This is a genomic window from Streptomyces sp. HSW2009 (assembly GCF_040240285.1).
In the GTDB taxonomy this organism is placed as follows: Bacteria; Actinomycetota; Actinomycetes; order Streptomycetales; family Streptomycetaceae; genus Streptomyces.
Window position 1 is genome coordinate 1 of record NZ_JBEHZD010000056.1, and the last position, 24207, is coordinate 24207.

At 71.6% G+C, this 24207-nt stretch carries 16 protein-coding genes and 1 riboswitch; of the genes, 12 read left to right on the forward strand and 4 right to left on the reverse strand.

Annotated features, from left to right (window positions below; genetic code table 11):
* Nucleotides 1-153 precede the first annotated feature (153 nt).
* From AAHZ94_RS07190 to AAHZ94_RS07200, 3 genes are all read right to left on the reverse strand, one after another.
* The gene (locus tag AAHZ94_RS07190; RefSeq protein WP_349991476.1) at nucleotides 154-753 is read right to left on the reverse strand and encodes a hypothetical protein; all 600 of its coding nucleotides are present in this window, start codon (nucleotides 751-753) and stop codon (nucleotides 154-156) included.
* Nucleotides 754-1058: 305 nt separating this feature from the next.
* The gene (locus AAHZ94_RS07195) at nucleotides 1059-1532 is read right to left on the reverse strand and encodes a C40 family peptidase (protein ID WP_349991477.1); all 474 of its coding nucleotides are present in this window, start codon (nucleotides 1530-1532) and stop codon (nucleotides 1059-1061) included.
* A 4-nt stretch (nucleotides 1533-1536) separates the two neighbouring features.
* Nucleotides 1537-1688, reverse strand: a riboswitch (cyclic di-AMP (ydaO/yuaA leader).
* Between the two features lie 458 nt (nucleotides 1689-2146).
* Nucleotides 2147-3178, reverse strand: coding sequence for an SAM-dependent methyltransferase (locus tag AAHZ94_RS07200; RefSeq protein ID WP_349991478.1), 1032 nt, complete (start codon nucleotides 3176-3178; stop codon nucleotides 2147-2149).
* A gap of 613 nt (nucleotides 3179-3791) precedes the next feature.
* Here AAHZ94_RS07200 and scoE point away from each other — a divergent pair.
* The 6 genes from scoE to AAHZ94_RS07230 are packed head-to-tail and all read left to right on the forward strand — an operon-like array spanning nucleotide 3792 to nucleotide 14910.
* Nucleotides 3792-4697, forward strand: a complete 906-nt coding sequence (gene scoE, locus AAHZ94_RS07205) for a (3R)-3-[(carboxymethyl)amino]fatty acid oxygenase/decarboxylase (RefSeq protein ID WP_349991480.1) — start codon at nucleotides 3792-3794, stop codon at nucleotides 4695-4697.
* 10 nt (nucleotides 4698-4707) lie between these two features.
* Entirely contained in the window at nucleotides 4708-5271 is a 564-nt protein-coding gene (locus tag AAHZ94_RS07210; RefSeq protein WP_349991482.1) for an FcoT family thioesterase, read from the forward strand.
* A 36-nt stretch (nucleotides 5272-5307) separates the two neighbouring features.
* Nucleotides 5308-11676 (forward strand): type I polyketide synthase, encoded by a 6369-nt coding sequence (locus AAHZ94_RS07215; RefSeq protein WP_349991483.1) that lies wholly within the window; start codon nucleotides 5308-5310, stop codon nucleotides 11674-11676.
* On the forward strand, nucleotides 11673-13565 hold the full coding sequence (locus AAHZ94_RS07220) for a long-chain-fatty-acid--CoA ligase (protein WP_349991485.1): 1893 nt from the start codon (nucleotides 11673-11675) through the stop codon (nucleotides 13563-13565). The genes AAHZ94_RS07215 and AAHZ94_RS07220 overlap by 4 nt, the downstream gene beginning before the upstream one ends.
* Nucleotides 13484-14695, forward strand: a complete 1212-nt coding sequence (locus tag AAHZ94_RS07225; protein WP_349991496.1) for a cytochrome P450 — start codon at nucleotides 13484-13486, stop codon at nucleotides 14693-14695. The genes AAHZ94_RS07220 and AAHZ94_RS07225 overlap by 82 nt, the downstream gene beginning before the upstream one ends.
* Nucleotides 14695-14910, forward strand: coding sequence for a ferredoxin (locus tag AAHZ94_RS07230; protein ID WP_349991486.1), 216 nt, complete (start codon nucleotides 14695-14697; stop codon nucleotides 14908-14910). The genes AAHZ94_RS07225 and AAHZ94_RS07230 overlap by 1 nt, the downstream gene beginning before the upstream one ends.
* Before the next feature lie 222 nt (nucleotides 14911-15132).
* Here AAHZ94_RS07230 and AAHZ94_RS07235 read toward each other — a convergent pair whose 3' ends face one another.
* A complete protein-coding gene (locus AAHZ94_RS07235; protein ID WP_349991487.1) occupies nucleotides 15133-15900 on the reverse strand; it encodes an AfsR/SARP family transcriptional regulator in 768 nt (255 codons plus the stop codon).
* A gap of 732 nt (nucleotides 15901-16632) precedes the next feature.
* Here AAHZ94_RS07235 and AAHZ94_RS07240 point away from each other — a divergent pair.
* The 6 genes from AAHZ94_RS07240 to AAHZ94_RS07265 all read left to right on the forward strand — a co-directional run bounded on the left by AAHZ94_RS07240 (nucleotide 16633) and on the right by AAHZ94_RS07265 (nucleotide 24065).
* On the forward strand, nucleotides 16633-17625 hold the full coding sequence (locus AAHZ94_RS07240; protein ID WP_349991488.1) for a TauD/TfdA family dioxygenase: 993 nt from the start codon (nucleotides 16633-16635) through the stop codon (nucleotides 17623-17625).
* 314 nt (nucleotides 17626-17939) lie between these two features.
* Complete coding sequence (locus AAHZ94_RS07245) at nucleotides 17940-18968, forward strand: ornithine cyclodeaminase family protein (RefSeq protein ID WP_349991490.1); 1029 nt, start codon at nucleotides 17940-17942, stop codon at nucleotides 18966-18968.
* Nucleotides 18965-20377: a type III PLP-dependent enzyme domain-containing protein gene (locus AAHZ94_RS07250; protein ID WP_349991491.1), complete on the forward strand. Its 1413-nt coding sequence runs from the start codon at nucleotides 18965-18967 to the stop codon at nucleotides 20375-20377. The genes AAHZ94_RS07245 and AAHZ94_RS07250 overlap by 4 nt, the downstream gene beginning before the upstream one ends.
* 28 nt (nucleotides 20378-20405) lie before the next feature.
* Entirely contained in the window at nucleotides 20406-21434 is a 1029-nt protein-coding gene (locus AAHZ94_RS07255) for a cysteine synthase family protein (protein ID WP_349991492.1), read from the forward strand.
* Nucleotides 21435-21440: 6 nt separating this feature from the next.
* Nucleotides 21441-22850, forward strand: a complete 1410-nt coding sequence (locus AAHZ94_RS07260) for an MATE family efflux transporter (RefSeq protein ID WP_349991493.1) — start codon at nucleotides 21441-21443, stop codon at nucleotides 22848-22850.
* 372 nt (nucleotides 22851-23222) lie between these two features.
* Nucleotides 23223-24065 carry an endonuclease I family protein gene (locus tag AAHZ94_RS07265; RefSeq protein ID WP_349991495.1) on the forward strand — a complete coding sequence of 281 codons (843 nt, stop codon included), beginning with the start codon at nucleotides 23223-23225 and terminating at the stop codon, nucleotides 24063-24065.
* Nucleotides 24066-24207: the final 142 nt, after the last annotated feature.

Genomic DNA, 24207 nt, shown 5'->3' on the forward strand with positions numbered 1-24207 from the left:
CCCCCCCCCCCCCCCCCCCCCCCCCCCCCCCCCCCCCCCCCCCCCCCCCCCCCCCCCACCTGTGGAGCAAGCGACCGGTGGCGGCTGCACCGAGCGGTCGGGGCGACTCCAGGCCCCGAGCGCACCAGTACGGTCAGGCCGGCATCAGCAGGGTCAGCCCAGCGAGCCGAGCAGCGCGGCCAGCGCGTCGGGCGCGCCCTTCGGCAGGTCCGCCACCGCGTTCAGGTGGAACACGTGCTCGCCCTCGCGCAGCGGCGACTTGCCGAACGTCTTCTTGAACAGCTTCTCGCCCTCGCCGGTCAGCGCGGTCCGCACGTCCACGGCCTTGATCTGCTTCTGCGTGACCTGGGCGTTGTCCCGCTTGATCGTGTAGTTCAAGAACTGCGCCTGCCGGGCCTTGGCCCGGTTGACCGATGCGTGGACCACGGTCCGCGGGGTCTTGTCCACGTAGTTGTGGACCTTGCTCAGGTCGAGGCGGTCATCCCGGTCACGGAAGCTCAGGCCGCCCTGCAACTTGGCGTAGTCCCGGGTGCCCTCGGTCAGCGGGAGCGACACGCACTGGCGCTGCTTGCCGGTCAGTCGTGCCTTCCCCGTGGCGACCAGCTTGATCTTCGCCTCGGCCAGCCGCTTGGCGGCGGGCTTGGTCAAGCAGAACTCGGCCTTGCCGTTCTTGATCGGCATGGTCGCCTCACGTGCCTGGGCCGGCGTCACCGCACCCGCCAGCGCCACGGCAACGACGGCGGCACCGGTCATTCCTCGCATCATGACTAGTCCTCATGGATCAGGCTGACCGTGATTCGGTCGGCACGTGAGGACAACGCCGGGTGCCTCCTGCGGGTGACGAACCCCCGGGGACAATCACCCGGCTCAGTGAGCGCGTGGGCGGAGCGCGCCGCGGGGTCGGCCGGCGCCCGTACCGCTTGCGCGCGCCCGGCCGGGGCGAGCGGAACGCGGTCCTCCGGGCGTCTTCCCCGCGTACGGCTCACACACTGCTCGCGCGCCCGGGCAGGCGGTGGGCACGACGACCCCCGTCCACCCGGGCGGTGGTGCGAAGGTGCCTAGCGGACCCGTCCGTACCAGACCTTCTTGGTCCAGATCTTCTCCAGCCGCACCGACTTGCCGGGCTTCGGAGCGTGCCAGATCTTGTTGTGCCCGGCGTAGATGCCCACGTGGTAGACGTTCCGGCCGGAGTGGAAGAAGACCAGGTCCCCCGCCTTGCGGGAACCTGCGGACAGGTGGCGGGTCTTGTTGTACTGGGCGGCTGCCGTGCGCGGCAGTTTCTTGCCCGCCTTCTTGAACGAGTAGAGCGTGAGCCCTGAGCAGTCGAACCGGTGCGGACCGGCCGCCCCGTACTTGTAGGGTGCGCCCTTCTTGCCTGCCGCGACCTTGAGCGCCTTGTGGGAGACGGTCGCCGCTTCGGCGTCGGCGGTCATCGCCGGAAGGAAGGCCGACCCCGCCAGCACCGTCGCGGTGAGGGCTGAGGCGGTGCCGAGGCGAGAAGCGAGCGCGGGTATACGAGCCTGCGCGGACATACAGAAGCCCTTCGTCATCCGCCTGCGAAAGATGACCTGTCGGGTTCGGACTGGCGAAGTTGCCCGGCCACCTGCGTGGCTTCACCCCAAGGACCACCGACTTCGTGGTCCGTCGTGCTTGGGTCTCCCGTTCCTGCCGATCTGCGATCTACTCCTTGGCCCGTGCGGCGGCAGGACTCGGCGTCCGCCCGGACCGCCCCGCCGTGGTGACGGGGGCTTGGTGGTGTCGGATAGGGATACTGCGCCATCCACGGCCCGAATTCGCAGTCGAAAGGGCTGTATGTGAAGTTCTTCACCTTCGTCGGTGATGGCGAACCGCGCCGCAAAAGGTCCCCCGTAAGAGTCCGTAGCACCCGGGTTGACCTGCGGAAATGCAAATTCGGACGAGGGGCGTCCGGGGCGCGGACGGCCACTGGGCCAGCCGGCCCCCCTCGCGGCCGGTTCCGGAGTGTGGATGGTGATGAGACGTCACGCCGCGCTCCTGGCCGCGCGTCGACGGATCGGACGCCCCGTAGGGCGCCCGGCGTCGCGGTGCATCCCGGATCGGGTCAGGGCGGGGCAGTTCCGGCAATACGGGTGTGAGTGCCGGCTTCTGGAGTATCCGGGCGCGCCGGTCAGTCCTCGGCGTCGAACGGGTTCACGCCGGTGAAGGCCCGGAACTCCTCACCCGGCACCAGCCGCCGCGACCGCACCTGGCTGAAGCCGGCCTCCCGGAACTGACCGACGAGCGTCTCCGGGTGCGGCAGCGGCCCGGTGAAGTCGGCGTACGCGCACCACATGTTGAGCATCTCAAGACCGGGACCGCCGCCCTGGCAACTCGTCGTCAGGAGCAGCTTGCCGCCGGGCATCAGGAAGGAGCGCGCCCGCTCCAGCACCTTGATCCGCTCGCCCTGCGGGAAGTAGTAGATGTTGTTGTGCAGGGTGACCAGGTCGAACTTCTGGTCCGTGGCATAGGTCCGCAGATCGCCCCGGGCGATCTCCACCCGGTCGGAGAGTCCCCACTTGTCCAGGTTCACCCGGGCCTGCTCGACCACCTCGCTCTGGAGGTCGATCGCCACGGCCGTCAGCCGGTCGTTGAGCGAGGTGGCGTGCCGCACGTACGTACCGCTCCCGCACCCCACCTCAAGGAGGCGCACTGGCGCGGTGCGGTCCACGTGCTGCTCCACCACCCCCTGCACAGCGGGCTCCAGGACCCGGGACGAGCGGGCGATGAGAGCGCCGTCCTGATCGGCGATCGACACCCGCCGGCCCTCGCGCAACATGTTCGGCGCGTCCAGGAGGAGCGGGGCGTGGAAGCGCATGAGCTGTTCGAGCAGCGCCGCGTACGCGTCGGAGTCGGGCCGGGCCAGCCCCTTGGCGAGCCGACTGCGCAGCCGGTACCGCCCACCGCGCTGACCGAGGTCCCCCACCCGCACACCCATGTCGAGCCAGGAGCCGAGCAGCTTCTCCTCCTCGTGCAGGCCGAGCTCATCGGCGAGCGCGGGGGCGTCCAGCGGCTGCTGCGCGAGGTGGCGCAGCACCCCGCTGGTGGCCGCCGCGGCCAGGAAGGAGGCGCGGTAGACGGGGGCGGAGAGGTCCTTCGGCATGCGCACCGCGAGCGGGAGCTGACGGCTGCGCACCAGCTTGGCGAACGTCTTGATCTTCACAGGGGTGTCCTCATCTGTGTACGGGGGAGCAGGGCGGCGCGCGCGGCAGCGGCTCGATACGACGGCTGACCGGCGGGCCTCGACCCGCGACCTGACGCCCGGCGACACGGTGCTGGGCACGCGGGAACGCGCGGGAAGGGGAAAGAGCGGCGCACGCGGAACGTGACGGTGGGCGGGCGCTGGGGGCTGACTGCCCAACACGCCCGCGGCCCACACGTCGCACGCCGAAGCGACGCGCCCGACAGGTGTATCAGGAGATTCACCGATGGTGTCCGTCGAGCCGTGCCCCGTATGCGCACTCCGATGCGCTCCGGCGCACTGCATTCCTCGGGAATCTCCTGCCCATGACGGTGGCAGGGCGTTGCGCGCCCGAAACGGCGGTCCACTCGTACGGGTGATGAATGGCCCGGTCGGGTTGGGCCGCCCGGTGGTCGGCACCGCCCATACGGGCCAAGGCGGGCTGACCTGTTTGGGGGACCGCCTGTCGAACGCCCGTCGGGGAGGCCACCCCTCCGTTTCAGTGGGCTTGAAGGCCGACCTAAGCCGGTTACTGAACGGTGGGACCGTCAGTGATTTCTCTTAACCAATCAGGCACGGCCCACTGGGGGAGATTATGACCACCGCACCACAAACGGACACCGCGCTGGGTGTCGATGTCGAAATCGATGTGCTGAACGCCCCTGACGAAGACATCGCCGAACTCAAGAAGAAGGTCTACGAACACAAGATCGTGGTCCTCAAGGGGCAACACCTTTCCGCCGCCGAATTCGTCACCTTCGGCCACCGCATGGGCGAGGTGGAGACCTACTACCAGCCGATGTACCACCACCCCGAGCACAAGGAAATCTTCGTCTCCTCGAATGTGAAGGAGGCGGGACAACAGGTCGGCGTGCCACAGACGGGAAAATTCTGGCACCACGACTACTCGTTCATGGCGCGCCCGTTCGGACTCACCCTGATCTACCCGCAGGTGGTGCCGAAGGAGAACCGCGGCACCTACTTCATCGACATGGGCAAGGCGTACCGGAAACTGCCGCAGGCCACGAAGGACGCCCTCGCGGGATCGAGCAGCCGCAACAGCGTCCGGCGGTACTTCAAGATCCGCCCCGACGACGTCTACCGGCCCATCACCGACGTACTCGCCGAGATCGAAGACCACACCCCGGCCGTCACCCACCCCACCGTCTTCCCGCACCCGGTCACCGGCGAGCCGCTGCTCTACATCAGCGAGGCGTTCACCTACGAGTTGCAGGCCGCCGACGGGTCACCACTGCCCGAGACCCTGTTGCGCGAACTGCTCGCCGCGGTCGGCCAGGCCGACCCCACCTTCCAACACGAGAACATCCACCTCCAGACCTTCGACAAGGGCGACCTGCTGGTCTGGGACAACCGCAGCCTCGTGCACTGCGCCCGGCACACCGTCAAGCCCGAGCCGACCGTCTCGCACCGGATCACGGTCCACGACGACCACGAGTTCTACGCCGGAATCGACGCCCGGCAGCCGGCCGAAGGCCGCTGAGAGACAACCAGTGGACCTCATCAACACCAGCACCTCACGATCCACCCAGTACGGCTGTGACGAGCCGCTCCTGAACCGGGTCCTGACCCCCTACAAACCGCACTGCCGCTATCTGACGGCCGCCACCGTGACACGCCAGGGCGAGCCGAGGGACGGCGGGCGCGTCAGCGCGCGGGGCGAATTCACCATTCCCGAGTCGTGCTACATCGACGACACCGGACACTTCAATGCGGTCGAATTCAACCTGTGCTTCAACCAGCTCGTCTACTACCTGCTGGCGAAGTCCGTGAAAGAGCGTGCCATGTGGCCGTTCGACGCCTGGACACTGGACGAGTACTGGGCTCGGCAGCTTCCCGACATTCTCATCGTGGATTTCCGCAGCACCTTTCGGCGCGCCATGCGCGGGCGCGGGTTCTGGGGCGAGATCGACGTCGTGGGCGTCGACGAACGCGAAGGCGACGACGGATCGATCGTCCTGGTCAGCACCCTGTGCCGCTACGGCGAGGGCGACGCACCGACCTGCCACGGCGGCGTACGCCTCGCGGTGCGCACCACCAAGAACGACGCCGCGTGAGTGTCCCGTACGGACTTTGCAACAAGAGCAGGAGCCATGTCAGATAACGCCACCGACGTACGGGACCACGCAGCACCAGCCGGTCCCAAGACCTCCCACACCGGGCCCGAACCCATCGCCATCGTCGGCATCGGACTGCGCATTCCCGGCGGGAGTAACGCGCCGGACGAATTCGCCGAATTCCTGCGCACCGGCCGATCCGGGCTGCGCGAACTGCCCACCGACCGCTGGGACCCGGAGGGGCTGACCTCCGACGACCCGGCGGCCAAGGGCGTCATCCGGTGCGAACGCGGCGGATTCCTGGACCGCATCGACCAGTTCGACGCGAAGTTCTACAACATCTCGCCGAAGGAAGCCGACTACATCGACCCCCAGCAGCGGCTCGCGCTGGAGACCGGCTGGGAGGCGCTGGAGGACGCGGGCATCGACCCCAGCCCGCTGCGCCACGGCAGGGGCGGCGTGTACGTCGCCGTCAGCAACACCGACTACGCGGGCGAGATGGGGGGGTACGCGAACGAGGAACTCAACAGCTACATGCCCACCGGCGCCGCGCTCAGCGCGGTCTCCGGACGCCTGTCGTACTTCCTCGGCTGGCGCGGCCCCTGCATGACCATCGACACCGCCTGCTCCGCATCGCTGGTCGCCGTGCACCTCGCCGCCCAGGGCCTGCGCGAGGGCGAATCCGACGTGGCGCTGTGCGTCGGCGTCAACGCCATCGTCAACCCGCGCCCCTACATCCTCGCCAGCCAGTCGAACATGCTCGCCCCCGACGGCCGCTGCAAGACCTTCGACGAGGCAGCCAACGGCTACTGCCGCAGCGAGGGCGGCGGCGCGCTGGTCCTCAAGCGGCTCTCGGACGCCCAGCGCGCCGGCGACCGCATCTACGCCCTGGTCCGCGGCTCGGCCGTCGGCTCCGACGGCGAGAGCAGCTCCCTCATGGTGCCCAACGGCATCGCCCAGGAAGGGCTGATGCGCAGAGCGCTGGACGCCGCCGGAATGCGCCCGCACGACATCTCGTACATCGAGGCGCACGGCACCGGCACCCCGCTCGGCGACCCCATCGAGATCAGCGCCATCAGCTCCGTCTTCAGCGCCTCGCACAGTCCCGAACAGCCGGTCGTCGTCGGCTCGTTGAAGACCAACATCGGCCACATGGAGTCGGCGGCCGGCATCGGCGGGCTGGTCAAGACCGCGCTCCAGATGCGCGAGTCCACCATCTTCCCGCACCTGAACTTCACCCAGCCCTCAAGCCGCATCCCCTGGGACACCGCCCCCGTCGCGGTGGCCACCGAGCCCCGCCCCTGGACCGCCCCCACCAAGCGGGCGCTGGTCAACTCCTTCGGGCTGACCGGCACCATCGCCTCCGTCGTCCTCGAAGAGGCACCCGCGCCCGCGCCGGTCGAGGCCCCCACCGAGGAGGACGCCGGCCATCTGCTGACCCTCTCCGCCAAGTCGGCCCCGGCCCTGACCGGCCAGATCCAGCGCTACCAGCGGCTGCTGCGCGACCAACCCGACCTCGACGTCGGCGACCTCGGCTACACCAGCAACGTGGCCCGCGCCCACTTCCCGCTGCGGATCGCCGGCTTCGTCCGCGACCACGACGACGTCGCCCGGCTGCTCGACCGCGGGCTGGCCAAGGCCGGACAGGCCAGCGCCGGCACCGCGCAGGTGGCGTTCCTGTTCTCCGGCGGCGGCACCCAGTACGTGGGCATGGGACGCCCGCTGTACGAACGGTTCGCCACCTTCCGCGCCGAGTTGGACGCCTGCGACCGGCTGTTCACCCCGCACCTCGGCCGCTCCATCCGGGACATGCTCCTCGGCCAGAGCGATGACGCCGACCTGATCCACCAGATCGCCTACATGCAGCCCGCGCTCTTCGCGCTGGAGTACGCGGTGGCCAAGCTCTGGCTCTCCTGGGGCGTGCGCCCCTCCGTGCTGGCCGGACACAGCATCGGCGAGATCGTCGCCGCCACCGTGGCCGGGCTGTTCACGCTGGAGGACGCGGTCACCCTGATGGCCGCCAGGGCCCGGCTGATGGCGGCCTCGCCGCCCGGGGCCATGACCGCCGTCGAAGCGTCGGTCGCCGAGGTGTCCGAGCTGGTCGACAGCCACGACGACCTCTCCGTCGCCGCCGTCAACGGCACCCGACAGCTCGTACTCTCCGGCGGCAAGGAGTCGCTGGCCGCCGTCGAGCAGCAGCTCACCGAGCGCGGCATCAAGAACCGGCGGCTCGCCGTCTCCTGCGCCTCGCACTCCCCGCTGATGGCCGAGGCCGCCCGCGAGCTGCGCGACGTCGTGGCCGGGCTGGCTTTCCACGAGCCCGAGTTCACCCTGATCTCCAATCTCACCGGCAGCGTGGCGGACCCGGCCGAGATCTCCACGCCCGACTACTGGGCCCGCCACCTGCGCGAGGGCGTCAGGTTCGCCGACGGCATGCACGCCATCGCCGAACGGGGTCGACACCTCTTCCTCGAATGCGGCCCCGCCACCGAACTGATCGGCATGGGCAAGCAGTGCCTGGACGACGCCGCCGGCCACGCCTGGCTCAACAGCCTGCACGCCGAAGACGCCGACGCCACCGTCACCCGCCAGGCCCTCGCCCAGCTCTACACCGCCGGCGCGCCCATCGACTGGACCGCGTACCACCACGGGCGCGAACGCCGTCGGATCTCCCTGCCCACCTACGCCTTCGACCGCCGCCGGCACTGGCTGCCGGCCCCCGCCGCCGCGCCCCAGAGCGCCGGCACCGGCGGCCACCCGCTGCTCGGCAAGGAAACCACCACGAGCAGCCAACTGGACGCAGGAGAGCGGGAGTTCACCTCTCGGGTGAGCGCGGACCGACCCGCCTACCTCGTCGACCACAAGGTCATGGGCAAGATCGTCTTCCCCGGCGCCGGCTATGTCGAAATGCTGATCGCCCTCCAGGACGCCGTCTACGGCGAAAGCAATCTGCCGATCACCGGGGTCAGCCTGCACGAGGCCCTGTTCATCGCCGACGAGGGCAACGTCGAACTGCGCACCCGCTGGCGCCAACGCCCCGACGGCACCGCCGAAGCCGAGATCGTCAGCCTGCTGCCCGGCGACGAGCCGGGCGCCGAAGGCATCGAGCGCCGCCACGTCACCGCCACCCTCGGCACCGCCGACCGCCCCGAACTCGACGCGACCGCCGCGACCCTGCGCACCCTGGCCACCGAGAGCGGCGAACCACGGGCCCGCTTCACCGCCGACGACCTGTACGCCGACTTCGCCGAACTCGGCGTCGACTACGGGCCCCTCTTCCAAGGGCTCGTCCACGCCGACGCCCACGGCCCGGACCTCGCGATCGGCGAACTCCGCGGCCAGCACGGCGCCAGCCCCGAGCACCTGCCGCCGGCCATCCTCGACTGCGCCTTCCAGACCATCACCGCACTGCGCGGCGACAGCGACGTGGTGGCCATGCCCGTCGGGATCGCGAGCTGCCGGCTACTGAAGAAGCCCCGCGGCAGCACCCTGCGCAGCGTGCTGCGCCTCCTCCCGCCGGAGCCCGCCCCCGCACCCACCGACGAGTCCGGCACGCCGGCCGCGCAGACCGAGGCCCCCGGGCCCGTACTCGACCTCATCGTGCTCGAAGGCGACCGACCCGTCTTCGTCATGGAGCGGCTCACCCTGCGCCAGGTGGCGGGTGCGGCCCCCGACCGCGACCGGATGTACTCCGAGCTCCGCTGGGTCAAGCGGTCGCTGCGCGCGGCCGACCCCCAGCCGCGGCACGTACTCCTCATCGGCGCCGACGAGCAGGGCCTGACCGAACTGGCAGGGCCCGCCGCCGACCGGCAGACCACCCTGACCGCCGTACCGAGCGCCGCCGACGCCGCCGCTGCCCTGGGGGACCAGCGGCCCACCGACGTGTGCTGGTTCTGGCAGCCGCGCCGGGGGACCGACGAACCGCTGCGGGCGGAGTGCGAGCGCAACTACCGGGACCTGCTCGCCCTGCGGGACGCCCTGGAGGCGGTCGGCTTCGGCCGCGACCAGCGGCTGTGGCTGATCACCGAGGGCGGCCAGTGGGTGCCGGGCGACGCGCCCGAACCGGCAGCGCAGGCGCCGACCTGGGCCGCCGCCACGCTCTGGGGCTTCGGCCACGTGATGTGGACCGAGTACCCGGCCCAGCGCGTCACCCTCATCGACCTGCCACCGCGCGGCACCGCGGGCGCCTACCCCGCACTGCTCGACGAGTGGGCCACCAAGGACTCCACCGAGTACCAGGTGGCCTACCGCGACGGACTGCGGCACGTACGCCGCATCTACCACGGCGTCGGCGGCCCGACCGCCACCGACGTGGAGTTGGTCATCAAGGAGTACGGCCAGTTCACCGGCGTCGTCACGGCACCGCTCCAGGAGGAGCCCGAGCCCGTCGGCGACCAGATCCGGGTACGGGTACGGGCCGCGGGCCTCGCCATGCGGGACGTCTTCAACGTCCTCGGCCTGCACCGGGTCTTCGCCGAGGAGAGCGGTCGCGGACCGCTGGAGGTCCCGCTCGGCCACGAGTGCGCGGGCGAGGTCGTCGCGGCCGGACCCACCGCCTCCTTCGAGGTCGGCGACGCGGTGATGGTGGCCCACCTGGGAAGTCTCCGCCGCCAGGTCACCGTCGCCTCGTCGCAGGCCGTCCGCAAGCCGGCCGACCTCACCTTCGCCCAGGCCGCGGCACAGCCCACCGCCTTCCTCGTCGCCCACCACGTGCTGCACCGGCTGGCCTGCGTCAAGCCGGGCGACCGGGTCCTCATCCACGCCGCCGCCGGTGGCGTGGGCCAGGCCGCCGTGCGCCTCGCCCAACGCGCCGGGGCCGAGGTCTACGCCACCGCAAGCCCGCACAAGTGGCCGTTGCTGCGCGCCCAGGGCGTACGCCACCTGGTGAACTCGCGCAGCCACGACTTCGCCGACGAGGTCCTGCGGGCCACCGCGGGCGAGGGTGTGGACCTGCTGGTCAACAGCCTGGACCAGGACTTCGCCCGGGCCGGACTGCGGACCCTGGCCCCCGGCGGCCACTTCGTGGAACTCGGCAAGGTCGGCCTGCTGAGCCCGGAGGAGGTCGCCCGGGCCAGGACCGACATCACTTACACCGACTTCACCGACGTCAGCACCGAGCGCACCGCGGAACTGGCCGGCGACGCCCTGGGCACCATCGGCGGGCTGCTGGAGCGCGGCGAGTTCGCCCCGCTGGCCACCACCGTCTACACCCTCGACGAGATCGACGAGGCGCTCGGCGCAGTCAGCCGCGGGGCTCTCACCGGCAAGGCGGTGCTCGCCTTCGAAGACGAGCGCCTGCCCGCCGCCCCCCCGGCCGAGATCGGCCCCGACCGCACCTACCTGGTCACCGGGGGGCTCGGCTCGCTCGGCCAACTCGCCGCGGAGAAGCTGGTGGGCCTCGGCGCCCGGCACATCGCCCTGATGGGCCGCCGCACCCCGGGCGAGGCCGAGCGCGCCGCGCTGGCGGAACTGCTCGGACCCGACGTGGAGATCGTCAGTTACGTCGCCGACGTGAGCGACGCCGAGGACATGGCGCGGGTCAGCGCGGACCTCGGCGCCCGGCCGTACCCGCTCGGCGGGATCATCCACGCGGCCGGAGTCCTCGCCGACGCCCCGGTCACCGCGCAGACCTGGGAGAGCATCGACACCGTCTTCGGCGCCAAGGTGTACGGCAGCCACCTGCTGCACCAACTCGCCGGCGAACACGCCGAGGTGCGGTTCCTCATCGGCTACTCGTCCCTGACCTCCGTACTCGGCTCGCGCGGCCAGGCCAACTACGCCGCGGGCAATGCCTACCTGGACACCCTGATGTGGCGCCGGCGCGCGGCCGGAGCGCCGGGCATGAGCGTCAACTGGGGCGCCTGGGGCGAGATCGGGCTCGCCGCCACCATGGACGAACAGCACATCGCCAACGTCGAACACCAGGGCTTCGGGTTCTTCAAGCCGACCACCGGAATGCGCTCCCTGATCCGCCTCCTGGACCGGCCACCGGCCCAGGTCACCATCGCCGAGGTCGACTGGGACCAGTGCGTGGCCACCAGGCCGCTGCCCAGCGCGCTCTACCACCAGGTGGGCCGCGCCAAGCAGAACACGGCCGTCAGCGTGGACCTCGACGCGCTCCTGCAACTGTCCAAGTCGGAGCGGCGACAGGGCGTCTCCCTCGTCGTCCGCGGCGTCATCGCCGACCTGCTGCACTTCGACGGCGCCGACGACGTACCACCGGACGCCCGGTTCTTCGAGGTCGGGCTCGACTCGCTGGCCGCCGTGGAGCTGAAGAACGCCCTGGAACTGTGCTTCAGGCTGCCGCTCTCCGCCTCCAGCGTCTTTGACCACCCCTCGGTCTCGCTGCTGGGCGAGTTCATCGACGGCCAGCTCACCACCGCAGTCGAAGGAGACCGGGCATGAGCCACCGCCCCCCGGCCGGACGTCCGAAGACCATCGCCGCCGCCTCCGCCCACCACGCCGAGGTCAGGCCCGACCACATCGCCATCGCCTGCGATGGCCGTACGGTCACCTACCGCGAACTGCACCTGCGCAGCAACCGCACGGCGCACGCGCTGCTGGCCGCCGGCGCGGTGCCGGGCACCAGGGTCGGCCACCTCGGGCACGACGGCGAGCACCTCTACGACCTGCTGCTGGCCTGCGCCAAGATCGGGGCCGTGCTGGTGCCGGCCGACCCACGGCTGACCCCGGGGGAGATCGAGCACGTCCTACGCGACGCGCAGGCCGAACTCCTCTTCACCGAGGAACGACACCTGCCGGCCATTGAGAGGCTGCGGCCCGGCCTCGACCGGCTGCGGCTGGTCGTACCACTGGAACCGGGCGAACACGACCCCGGCTTCCTGGCCTGGACGGCCGGCCACCCGGAGACCGAGCCCACCGGCGGCGCCGGCCCCCGCCACCCGCTGGCCCAGATGTACACCAGCGGCACCACGGGCGCGCCCAAGGGCGTCGTCCTCAGCCAGGCCAGTTTCTGGGCGATCAACGACCTGCTGGCCCGGCACGAACTCGACTGGCTCGACTGGCGCGAGGCGGACCGCAGCCTCAGCCTGCTGCCCGGCCACCACATCGGCGGCCCCTGGTGGTTCCTGCACGGCTACCGGGCCGGCTGCACCAACGTGCTGGCCCGCACCTTCGACGCCAAGCTGACCCTGGAGCTGATCCGCGACGGCGGGCTGACCACCGCACTGCTCGTACCGTCCATGCTCCAGATCCTGCTGTCCGAGCCCGATGTGGGACCGGCCGACTTCGCCGGGTTGCGCAAGATCGTCTACGGCGGCTCGCCCATCCCCGAATCCGTCCTCGAACGCTGCATCGAGGTCATGGGCTGCGAGTTCGCGCAGATCTACGGGCTCACCGAGACCTGCGCATCGGCCGTCTGTCTGCCGCCGGCCGACCACTACCCGGGCAGCCCCAGGCTCGGCGCCGCCGGCCGGCCCTACCCCGGGGTCGCGGTGCAGGCCGTCGACGCGGCCGGCGCGGTCCTGCCGCCCGGCGAGATCGGCGAGCTGCGCGTCGACACCCCCGCGGTGATGACGGAGTACTGGCAGCGCCCGGAGGAGACCCGGCGGACCCTGACCGACGGCTGGCTCTACACCGGGGACGCGGGCTACGTGGACGCCGACGGCTACGTACACGTCTGCGACCGCATCAAGGACGTGATCCTGGTCGCGGGCGAGAACGTCTACCCGGCCGAGGTCGAGAACGCCCTCAGCCGGCACCCCGCGGTCGCCGAGGTGGCCGTGACCGGCGTGCCGCACCAGGTCCGCGGCGAGGCGGTGCACGCCTGCGTGGTCGCGCGACCCGGCGAGCGACCGAGCCCACGTGCCCTGCTGCTGTTCCTCAAGGGCCGACTGGCCGACTACAAGATGCCCACCAGCTACGAGTTCGTGGACGCGTTGCCGCGCAACGCGGGTGGCAAGATCCTCCGGCGCGGGGGGGGGCGCCCGGGGGGGGGGGGGGGGGTTTTAAAAAAAAACCCCCCCCCCCGCCGGCGGCCGAGGGGGGGGGGGGGGGGGGGGGGGTTTAAAAAAAAGGGGGGGGGGGGGGGGGGCGGCCCCCGCCGGGGCCCCCCCCCCCGGCGGGGGGGCGGGGGGGGCCGCCCCGGGGGGGGGCCACCCCCCCCCGGCGCGGGGGCCCCCCCCGGGCCTAGGGAGTGGCGATGGACGCATCCACCGAGGCGGGCACGGAACAAGAACTGCTCGACCTGCCGCTGCCCCGACCGCGCGAGTGCCCCTTCGGGCCCTCACCCGACTACGCCAGGCTGCGCATCGAGTCACCGGTGGTCAGGGTGAAGTGCCCCACCGGCATGCGCGCCTGGCTGGTGAGCCGGTACGCCGACGTGCGCGAGGTGCTGGGCGACTCGGAGCGGTTCAGCAGCCGCACCGGGCAGGTGCCGCACATGATGGGACACGCCGACCCCGAACGGCCGGTGCGCCCCGGCGAGTTCACGCGCATGGACGGGGCCGAGTACCAGCGCTTCCGGCGCCACATCGGCCCGGAGGTCGGCACGCCCAAGCGGCTCGCGGAGCTGCGCCCGCGGGTCGAGGCCATCGTGGCCGAACGCATCGACGCACTGGCCGCGGCCGGCAGCGCGGCCGACTTCTACGGCGACTTCACCGTTCCGGTCACCACCGCGGCGATCAGCGGCGTGGTCGGGGTGCCGTACGCCGACCGGCAGTTGTTCCACACCGCAGCCGCCGCCGTGTTCAGCGACATCACCTCCGAGCCGCAGATGGCGGCGGCGATGCAGCCGCTCCACGGATACCTGTACCAACTGGTCCGCGCGCGGCGTGCGGACCCGCAGGACGACGGGGTCAGCCGGATCATCGTCCGCAGCGAGCAGAGCAACGAGCCGTTCTCCGACATGGAACTCGTGGCGATGTGCGCGGTGATGCTGGTGGCGGGGTTCGACACCACGGCCACCGCGCTCGCCCACGGCATGTTCGCCCTGCTCGCACACCGGGAGCAGTACGCCAGGCTCCAGGCGGAACCCGCACTGATCCCGAGCGCCGTGGAGGAGATCGTGCGCTGCTTCGGGGGCGCGGCCGGCATCGCCCGGCAGGTGACGCGGGACACCCGGATCGGCGACACGCCGGTGCGCGCGGGGGAGTACGTGGTGGTGGCCATCCAGGCCGCTGACCGTGACCCCGAGCAGTTCGCCGACCCCGACCGGATCGACGTGGGCCGACGCATCAGCGACCACCTCGGGTTCGGCTACGGCACGCACCAGTGCTTCGGTCAGCAGACCGCCCGCCTGGAGTTGACGGTGGTCCTGGAACAACTCGTGCGGCGCATCCCCACGTTGCGCCTCGCGTGCCCGGTTCAGGAGGTGCCTTTCAAGGCCAACACACCGGTGATCGGTCCGGCGGCGGTGCCGGTGACCTGGGACGAGATCCTGCCGAGCGGAGAGGGAGCACGTTGATGGAGGTCCGGGTCGACGAGGACGGGTGCGTGGCGTCGGGCATGTGCGCCTACCTCGCCCCCAAGGTGTTCGACCAGCGCGATGACGACGGGGTGGTCGTGGTCCTGCAACGGCTGCCGGACGGCGACCAGCACGAGGCGGTACGCGACGCGGTCCGCAACTGTCCGGCGCAGGTCATCTCGGTCGAGAGGGTGGACGCCCCGGAGCCGGGGTGAGGACCGGGGTGGCCGGACCGTGCGGTCGCGCGGGCCGGCCACCCCGCCCCGGCGGGCCGGTCCTGCACATCGGGGGAGGGGCTGGCCGGACCGTGGGGCACGTGACGCCCGGCCGGTCGGGGTGTGTGACCGGCCGGGTGGGTGGCGTGTCCCAGGCGGTGGAACCGGCGGCCGGCGGGGCCGGCCGTCAGGCGGGCGAACGGGTCGTAGGGCAGCGGGGGTTCAGCTCGGTCGTCCGCTGAACGCCTCGTCCCCGGTGAGGATGGCCCGGTGCAGGTCGCGCAGCGGACGGCAGGGTTCGAGGCCGAGTTCATCACTGAGCCGGCCGGAGGCCGCGCGGTAGACCATCAACGCCTCGGCCTGCCGCTCGGAGCGGTAGAGCGCCAGCATCAGGTAGCGGTAGAACGTTTCGCGGAGCGGATGGTCGCTGATCAGCGCGTAGAGCTGGCCGACGATCTCCCGGTGGCGGCTGAGGACGAGGTACTGCTCGATGAGGAGTTCCACGCACTGGAGCCGGGTCTCCTCCAGCCAGGTGGCGCAGGTGTTGACGATCGGCCCGTCGCGGGCGTCGTCGAAGGCGGGGCCGCGCCAGAGCGCGAGCGCGGACTCGAAGCAGCGCAGCGCCTGTTCGTGCCGTTCGAGCCTGACCAGTTCCCGGCCGTCGTCGACGAGCCGTTGGAAGTCGTTGCTGTCGAGCTCGTCGGGTCCCACGCACAGCAGGTAGCCGAGCGGTCGGGTGACGATGGACTGGCCGTTGCCCCCGGAGTTCCGGAGGAACTTGCGCAGTTGTGAGACGTAGACGTGCAGCGCCGCATGGGCGCGGCGGGGGGCGCGGTCGCCCCAGATTTCGTTGATCAACTGGTCGGCGGTGACCACCTGTCCGGATCGCGCGAGCAGCGCGGCCAGCAGGACTTCTGCCTTGTGTGCGGTGATGTAGGACGTGTCATCGGGGCCGATGACTCGGATGAGGCCCAGTAGTTCGTATCGCATAGGACTCCCCGGGTGCCCTCCGTCGCGGTCAACGGGGCCGGCAGTGCGCGCCCCGGTCAACGGGGGCTGGCAACATGCCCCCCGTGGCATAACCACGAGGCGCGACGATAGGTACCGATCCGGGTGATCAATGTGACCTGATCGATATCGGACGCACGGCGCGGCGCGGCCCGTCGCGGGCGTGCGCCGTGCAGGGGTGCACCGTGACCCACCCGCACTGCGACCCGCGCACGCCGGGCGGTGGCTCGTGGGGTGGCGGCGCGTGGAGTCGTTGGTGCGTGCGGGGCCGGCGCGGGCTGGTGCGGTCAGTTCAGATGGCTGTCGCCCGTCGGTCGACGCAGGGGTCCCAGAGGTCGCGTACGAGGGTGCGGCGGGGCGCAGGGGCGCGCGCTGGGTGCCTTCGTGGCGAATTTGCGACGGCCTGGTAATCGGTAAAACCAGGAGGAATTGGGGCGCTGGCTGTGTGGTGTGCGTATCGCACGGCTGGCTGGATCGTCAACGTTCCGCTGTTCGTCTATATGGCGGGAAGTCGGACATGGTGCCAGATCGAAAGTAAGGTTTGGCTAACCTTGGCTCGGTGGTACGTTCTCGGCGCCCAACGACGCCGACGGCGGGCGCGAATGGCCTCCCCATCTCCTGTCAGGAGCGGCTTTCCCCCTCGTACGCACCCCGGCCGGTGGCGTCGCTCCAGGGTCGAGCCCCATCCCCGCACCGGAACGGACGATCCCGCTCATGACGACGGCAACCACACCCTTTCGCCAACTCGATCACTTCGCGGTCGCCGAGATCACCCGTGCCGCAGAGCGCATTCTCGCCGACTGCGGCACCGCCACCACATCGCCGGAACTCCTGCGCCGCACCGCCGAGATGGCGGCCGGCCTCAGCGAGGCGACCCGTACCTACTGCCGCCCGGTCGACACCGACGACGGCCTCTACGTCTTACGCGGCCTGCCGGTCGACGAAGCCACCATCGGTGCCACGCCCGTGAGTTGGGTGACGGCCGGCGAGGCGGGCGCGATCTGGGACCTGATGCTCCTGCTGCTCGCCAGCGTGATGGGCCACCCCACGGCCTGGGCCGGGCAACAGGGAGGCCGCTTCGTCCACAACATCGTGCCCGCCCCGGGGCGCGAGCGCGAACAGACCGGGGCCAGCAGCACCGTCGTGCTGGCCCCACACACCGAAGACGCCTTCCACCCTGGCCGGGCCCATCTGCTGCTGCTCGGCTGCCTGCGCAACCACGACCGGATCGCGACCACAGCGGCCAGCATCCGCCGCGTCCGACTCGCCGATTCCGACGTGGAGACCCTGAGCACCTCCCAGGTGCCGATCCTCCCCGACGACGCCTACACGCAGGCGCGCACCTTCGCGGACGACGCGCCCGCCGTGCCCGCGCTCTGGCGCGGCCGACACGGCCTGACCCTGCGGTTCGACCCCGCCTACACCCCGCTGGAGCGGGCCAGCGCGCTCTACCGGGCCGCCTACCAGCGGCTGAGCGCGGAACTCGACCGGGTGACCATCTCAGTCAGCCTCGCCCCCGGTGAAGTGCTCGTCATCGACAACGACCTCGTGGTGCACGGCCGGGTGCCCTTCACCCCGCGCTACGACGGCACCGACCGCTGGCTCAAGCGGGCCTCCGTACGCGTCCCCGGGCGCCGCACCCGCCCGCCCGCCGAAACCGATGAGCACGGCTACGGTCAGATCACCGTCGAGGCGCGCACCGTATAGCCGGCGGCCCGTAGCCCGTCGCACGAGCCGGTGGGCCGCGGTCGGCGCCCCACAGCGCCAACGGCCCGCCGGTCGACCGAAACCGCGGATCGACTCAAGCTGCGGATCGAGCGAAACCGGCGCATCGACCGGCCCCGCCGACCGACCGAAACCGGTTCGCCAGCCGGCCCCCGCCGGTCTCCCACCGACCCCCGCGTACCCGCACGCCCGTATCCACGCACCCGGCGCGTCGGCCCCCGACGCCAAGTACGCGTCGCCAAGTACGCGTCGAGCCCCCACCAGACCCCGCACCGGAACCACGAAAGGGAAAGGCCATGACCGACTCCGCCACCACCGCCCGGCACCCGGGTGCTCCCGCAGGTGACCACACCGGCCTGCACATACTCGCCGCCTCGGACCTCGCCGGCCTGGAGATATCGATCGCCGACGTCATCACCACCGTCGAGGACGCCTACCGCACGCTGTACGCCGGGGCGTCGGAGAACCCCCGCAAGCTGAGCGTCGCACCGCGGGACAAGCACTCCGTCTCGTACGCCATGCTCGGCCGGGACGGCTCGCGGGACGTGGTGGCGATCAAGACCTCGTACAAGCACGGCCTGGACAAGGGGCGCACGGAGCAGCACTACTACACCACGCTCACGCTCTACGACGACGCCACCGGGCTGCCGGTGGCGATGATGGACTGTGGGCGGATCGGCGCGCTGCGCACGCCCGCCGTCTCCGCGTTGCTCGCCCGTGAGTGCGCCGCCCCCGCAGCCCGCAGCGCCCTGGTCATCGGCACCGGTACGCAGGGCCGGTTGGCGCTGCCGTTCCTGCTGACCGCGCTGCCCGGGCTCGACCGGCTGATGCTGGCCGGCAGCCACCCGGCCGGCATCGCCGCTGTGCGCGAGGAGTTGCGCGCCCACTTCCCCGAGCGCGCGCTGGAGGTCGTCAGCGATCTGCGGTCGGCCGCCGGCGACGCGGACGTCATCGTGGCCACCGCGGGCGGTCACACCCGGGCCGCCGTCGAAGCCGGCTGGCTGCGGCCGGGGGCGCTGACCATCCTGGTCGGGCACGGTCTGGCGCCCTCCACCCTGCACCGCGCCGACCGCATCGTGGCCACCAGCGAGGCCCAGATGCGCATCACCGGCACCGACATGGCCGACGACGCCGGCCGACTGCCGCCGGTCGACACCGAGCTCCCGCCGGTCATCGCCGGCATCACGGACGGTAGGCGACGCCCCGACGAGCGGATCTTCGCGTACAACAGCGGCCTGGTCGTCACCGACATCGCGCTCGGACACCACTTCGCACAGCTCGCCCTCGCGCAGGGCCTGGGCGAGCGAGTGGCGCTGTGGCGGTGACCTCGAAGGGGCCCGCGGCCGGCGCGCCCGCCGTGCCCCTGCACCCGGACCCGGAGTGGGACGCGCTGTGTGACAGCGAACTGCTCCCCGAGCTCAGCCACGCCTTCGGCGGCCCCTACCACCTCCTCCTGCCGCACCGCTTCGACGCCAACGTCGCCGCGTTCCGCGCCGTACTCGCCGAGTTGGACGTCCCCGGTGCGCTGCACTTCGCGAAGAAGGCCAACAAGGCCGCCGTCTGGGTCGAGCGCTGTGCGGCGGCCGGCATCGGCGTGGACGTGGCCAGCGCCGGCGAGTTGCAGCAGGCGCTCGGCCACGGCGTGCCAGGGCCCGACATCGTCGTCACCGGGCCGGCCAAGGCCGATGACCTGCTACGCCTGGCGACCGCCCAGGACTGTCTGATCACCGTGGACGCGCTGGACGAACTCGAACGGCTGCTCGCCATCGCACCGCCCGCCCGCCCGCGGGTCCTGCTCCGGGTGCACCCACCGCAGCAGCCGGCCAGCCGCTTCGGCCTGACCGGCCCCGAGGTCGAGCGCGCCCTGCACCGCTGCACACGGGCGGGAGCGGCCCTGCGGATGGAGGGGCTGAGCTTCCACCTGGCCGGCTACGCGGTGCCGCCGCGCGCCGCGCTCGCCGCGCACCTGATCGGGGTCTGCGCCCGCGCCCGGAGCCTCGGTCTGCCGGCCGACCTGATCGGCATCGGCGGCGGCTTCCCCGTGGACTACGTACCGCGTGCCGCCTGGCGGGACTTCGTTGCCCACCAGCAGCCGGCGCACTACCACGCGGGCAAGACGTTCCACGCCGACGACTTCTACCCCTACCACTCACCCACACCGGGCGCCGAGGCGCTGCGGGCCCTCCTGTCCACCGTGCCGCCCGGCCACCACGCCACCGTGGCCGAACAGGTGCGGGCGGCCGGCCACCGGGTGCTCCTGGAGCCGGGGCGCGCCCTGCTGGACCGGGCCGGCTGCACCGTCTTCCGCATCCAGGGCGTCAAGCACCGGCCAGCCGGCGACGCCCCGCCGGGCCGGCCGGGCGAGCGGCCCGCAGCGTACGGCCTGCTCACCGTGGACGGCACCAGCCTCAGCCTGTCCGAACAGTGGTTCAACAGCGAGTTCGTGCCCGATCCGGTGCTGGTCACCCCGGCCGGGCGGGCCCGTCCCGGGCGGCCCTACCCGGCGTGCGTGGTGGGGGCGAGCTGTCTGGAGTCCGACGTGCTGACCTGGCGGAAGATCACCTTCCCGGATCGGCCCGCCCGCGGCGACCTACTGGTCTACGGCAACACCGCCGGCTACCAGATGGACTCCAACGAATCCTCCTTCCACGACCTCGCCCTGCCCCCCAAGGTCGTCGTGGAGTCGATCGCCGACCGCCCCCGCTGGCGCCTCGACCGCCGTACGCCGCACTGATCCATCCCCCAAGTCCAGGAGCCCTGCCATGCCCAAGGCGCCCGACCGCCCCGCCGTGGTCTCCCGCGTATCCGAACTCATCGGCCACACCCCGCTGTTCGAGCTGTGCCGCACCGAGACGGACAGCCGGCTGCTGCTCAAGCTGGAGATGTACAACCCCACCGGCACCGCGAAGATCCGGATGGCCCGACAGATGGTGCTCGCGGCCGAGCGCGGCGGGGAGCTGCGGACCGGAGGCCGGATCGTCGAGTCCACCTCGGGCAACACCGGCCTCGGCCTCGCCGTCATCGCCGCCGAACGCGGCTACGCCTTCACCGCCGTCGTCGACCACCACGCCTGCGCCGACAAACTGCGCGCCATGCGGGCCCTGGGAGCCGAACTCGTCTACGCCATCGAAGGCGACCACGCCGACCTGGCCACGGCCGCCCGCGAGGAGTTGGCCGCCGAACTCGCCCGCGACCAGCCCAACACCATCTTCACCGAGCAGCACAACAACCCCGCCAACGCGACCGGCTACGCGCCGCTGGCACACGAGTTGACGCGTGCCGTCGACGGCCGGATCGACGTGCTGATCGGCGCCGTCGGCACCGGCGGCGCCCTCTGCGGCACCGCCCGCGAACTGCGCAGGACCCTCCCGCACTGCCGGGTCGTCGGCGTGGAACCCAAGGGGTCCATCGCCTTCGGCGGCCCCGCCCACGCCTACTACCAGTCGGGCACCGGAACGCCGGAGGGCGCGGAGATCGGCGCCCTCGTCGACTTCGACCTCATCGACGCCGGCGTCAAGGTCGGCGACGTCGAAGCCTTCGCCACCGCCCGCGTCGTCGCCCGCGCCACCGGGCTGCTGATCGGCGGCTCGGCCGGCGGAGTGGTGTACGAGGCGCTGGCCCAGATCGCCGCCGTACCACCGGGCAGCACCGTGGTCGCCCTGGTCAACGACGGGGGTGAGAAGTATCTGGACACCGTGTACGACGACGACTGGATGCGGGCCAGGAGCCTGCTCGACCCCGGGGTGGAACACGCGGTCGACGAGGCCCTCGGCAAGCTCCGCGGGAACTGAACCGCGATGGCGCTGAGCACCCTGATCCGGGACGGCCGGGCGCTGGCCACGCTCGCCGTCCCGCTGGCCCTGACCCAACTCGCCCAGGTCGCCCTGACCACCACCGACACGGTGATGATGGGTCTGCTGGGCACGGCAGACCTGGCCGCGGGCGGACTGGCCATCGTGATCTTCAACCAGCTCCGCACCATGGGGGTGGGCCTGGTGACCTCGGTGGGCAACCAGATCGCCGCCGCCGCGGCCCGCGCGGAGAAGGACGATGCCACCACCGACGACGGCGCGGAGGTGCGCCGCATCGTCCGGGCCAGCCTGCTGCTCGCCACCCTCGCCGGAGTCGTCGGCGCCGTGGCGATGGTCGCCATCGGGCAGGGCCTGTCCTGGGTCGGCCAGGACGCCGAGGTCGCCGACCGCGCGCAGACCATGCTGTGGGCGCTCGCCCCCGGGCTGCTGCCCTGCCTGTGGTTCCAGGCGATCCGCCAGTTCACCGTCGGCATGCGCAGGCCGCAGGCGCTGCTCCGGATCACGCTGGCTTCGGTGGCCGTCAACGCGGCCCTGAACTGGGGCCTCATCCACGGCACCTGGGGCCTGCCGGAACTCGGGCTGCCCGGCGTGGGCGCCGCCACCTCGCTCGTCCACCTGCTCTCCTGCCTGGCGCTGCTGGCCGCGACCCGCCGCGACCCGCTGCTGGCACCGCTGCTCACGCTGCGGCTGCGCGGCGCTGACCGGGCGACGGTACGGACCCTGGTCGGGCTCGGCGTGCCGATCGCGGCGACCTACGGTTCCGAGGCGGGTTTCTTCTCCGTCACCACGCTGATGGCGGGCAGCTTCGGCAGCGCGGCGCTGGCCGCCCACACGGCGATCAACCAACTCGTCTACATCGTGTTCCAGATCGCCGTCGGCCTCTCGCACGCCGCGTCCATCAACGTCAGCAGGGAATTGGCGCTGGGCCGGGTGGCCGCTGCCCGACGGCTGAAGAACACCGCCCTGGCCTGCGCCGCGGCCGTGCTCTCGGTGGTCGCGGTCGGCTATCTGGCCCTGCCCGACCTGGTGTTGCGCCCCTTCCTCGATCCGGGTGTGGCCGGGGACCGGCAGGCCCTGTCCATCGCGCGGGACCTGCTCCTGGTCATCGCGGTGCTCCAGTTCTTCGACTGCGCGCAGAACATCGGGGTCGGCCTGTTGCGCGGACTCGACGACACCAAGAGCGGTTTCCGGATCACCCTCGTGGGTTACTGGTGCGTGGGCCTGCCGGCTGCGGCCCTGCTCGGGTACGCGGCCGGCGCCGACACCATGGGCATCTGGCTCGGCCTGCTCATCGGCCTCGCCACCACCGCGGTGCTGCTGCTGGTCCGCTACCACCGCGCGCTCGCCCTGCGCGAGCAACCGCTGCCCCCGGACCGCCCGGCGGAGGTCACCTGACGGCCCCGCCGCGCGCGCCCGAGCGCCCCTGCTCCCGCCGCGGCCCGTCCCCGTACGTCAGCACGGCGTACGGGTACGGGCCGCGGCGTCTCCGTACGCCACGGCCGGGTACGGGGCTCGCTCGGGGCGCCGGCTGGCGGGCGCTGCCGGCCACCGTGGCCACGGGCCCGGAACCGATGGGCGACTCGCGCCAAAAGGGCCGCATACGGAGCCGGCGGTCCGCAGGGCTCCACCGAACCGATCCACGGTGTTCACCTCAGATGATCGATCCCGTGCCACGCTGCCATCGGCCGAACGACAGTTCGTCCGGACGGCGGCGCACCGACCACCTCGGTGCGGCGGCCGTCCGGCACTGGGGAGAGGACACCGACCATGCGCCACCACCGAGTCGCCCGCTGGAAGACGCTGCCCCTGCTGACCGCCGTGGCCCTGGGGGCTCTCGTTGTGCAGAGCTCGGCAGTCGCTGCAAGTTCTACGCGCGAAGACCGGCAGTCTGAGCGGATATCGACCGCTTACGCCGGCTACGACGACACGTACTACAAGGACGCCATCGGCAAGACCGGTGAGCCGCTGAAGGCGGCGCTGCACCAGATCATCAGCCGCAACACGAAGAAGCTCTCCTACAGCCAGGTGTGGGACGCGCTGAAGGCCACCGACCAGGACCCGGCCAACGCGGCCAACGTGATCCTGCTGTACACCGGCCGCTCGCAGAGCAAGAACTCCAACGGCGGCGGTGCCGACCAGTGGAACCGCGAGCACGTGTGGGCCAAGTCGCACGGCGGCTTCGGCACCGCGACCGGCCCCGGCACCGACATCCACCACCTGCGCCCCACCGACGTGTCGGTCAACAGCACCCGCGGCAACAAGGACTTCGACCTGGGCGGCAGCCCGGTCGCCGAGGCCCCGGGCAACCGGACCGACAAGGACTCCTTCGAGCCCCGCGACCAGGTCAAGGGCGACGTCGCCCGCATGATCCTCTACATGGCCGTGCGGTACGAGGGCGGCGACGGGTTCCCCGACCTTGAGGTCAACGACCGGGTGAACAACGGCTCCAACCCGTTCCTCGGCCGGCTTTCGGTGCTCAAGAAGTGGAACGCCCAGGACGCCCCGGACGCCTTCGAGAAGAAGCGCAATCAGGTCATCTTCGACAAGTACCAGCACAACCGGAACCCGTTCATCGACCACCCGGAGTGGGTCAACAAGATCTGGAAGTGACGGTGTAGGGCGGGAGGCGGAACGTTCCCGCCGCACCGGGTGGCGCCCCCGCCGCGGGGGGGGGGGCCCCCCCCGCGCCGCGGGGCATCGACGCCCCCCGGCGCGGGGCCGCCCAGGTGGAGGCGGGTGACCCCCCCCGAGC

Coding starts and splice junctions, on each gene's coding strand:
- scoE (WP_349991480.1), top strand. CDS start 3,792: ATGACCACCGCACCACAAACGGACACCGCGCTGGGTGTCGATGTCGAA.
- AAHZ94_RS07245 (WP_349991490.1), top strand. CDS start 17,940: ATGACCGACTCCGCCACCACCGCCCGGCACCCGGGTGCTCCCGCAGGT.
- AAHZ94_RS07230 (WP_349991486.1), top strand. CDS start 14,695: ATGGAGGTCCGGGTCGACGAGGACGGGTGCGTGGCGTCGGGCATGTGC.
- AAHZ94_RS07215 (WP_349991483.1), top strand. CDS start 5,308: ATGTCAGATAACGCCACCGACGTACGGGACCACGCAGCACCAGCCGGT.
- AAHZ94_RS07240 (WP_349991488.1), top strand. CDS start 16,633: ATGACGACGGCAACCACACCCTTTCGCCAACTCGATCACTTCGCGGTC.
- AAHZ94_RS07260 (WP_349991493.1), top strand. CDS start 21,441: ATGGCGCTGAGCACCCTGATCCGGGACGGCCGGGCGCTGGCCACGCTC.
- AAHZ94_RS07255 (WP_349991492.1), top strand. CDS start 20,406: ATGCCCAAGGCGCCCGACCGCCCCGCCGTGGTCTCCCGCGTATCCGAA.
- AAHZ94_RS07190 (WP_349991476.1), bottom strand. CDS start 753: ATGACCGGTGCCGCCGTCGTTGCCGTGGCGCTGGCGGGTGCGGTGACG.
- AAHZ94_RS07265 (WP_349991495.1), top strand. CDS start 23,223: ATGCGCCACCACCGAGTCGCCCGCTGGAAGACGCTGCCCCTGCTGACC.
- AAHZ94_RS07195 (WP_349991477.1), bottom strand. CDS start 1,532: ATGTCCGCGCAGGCTCGTATACCCGCGCTCGCTTCTCGCCTCGGCACC.
- AAHZ94_RS07235 (WP_349991487.1), bottom strand. CDS start 15,900: ATGCGATACGAACTACTGGGCCTCATCCGAGTCATCGGCCCCGATGAC.
- AAHZ94_RS07220 (WP_349991485.1), top strand. CDS start 11,673: ATGAGCCACCGCCCCCCGGCCGGACGTCCGAAGACCATCGCCGCCGCC.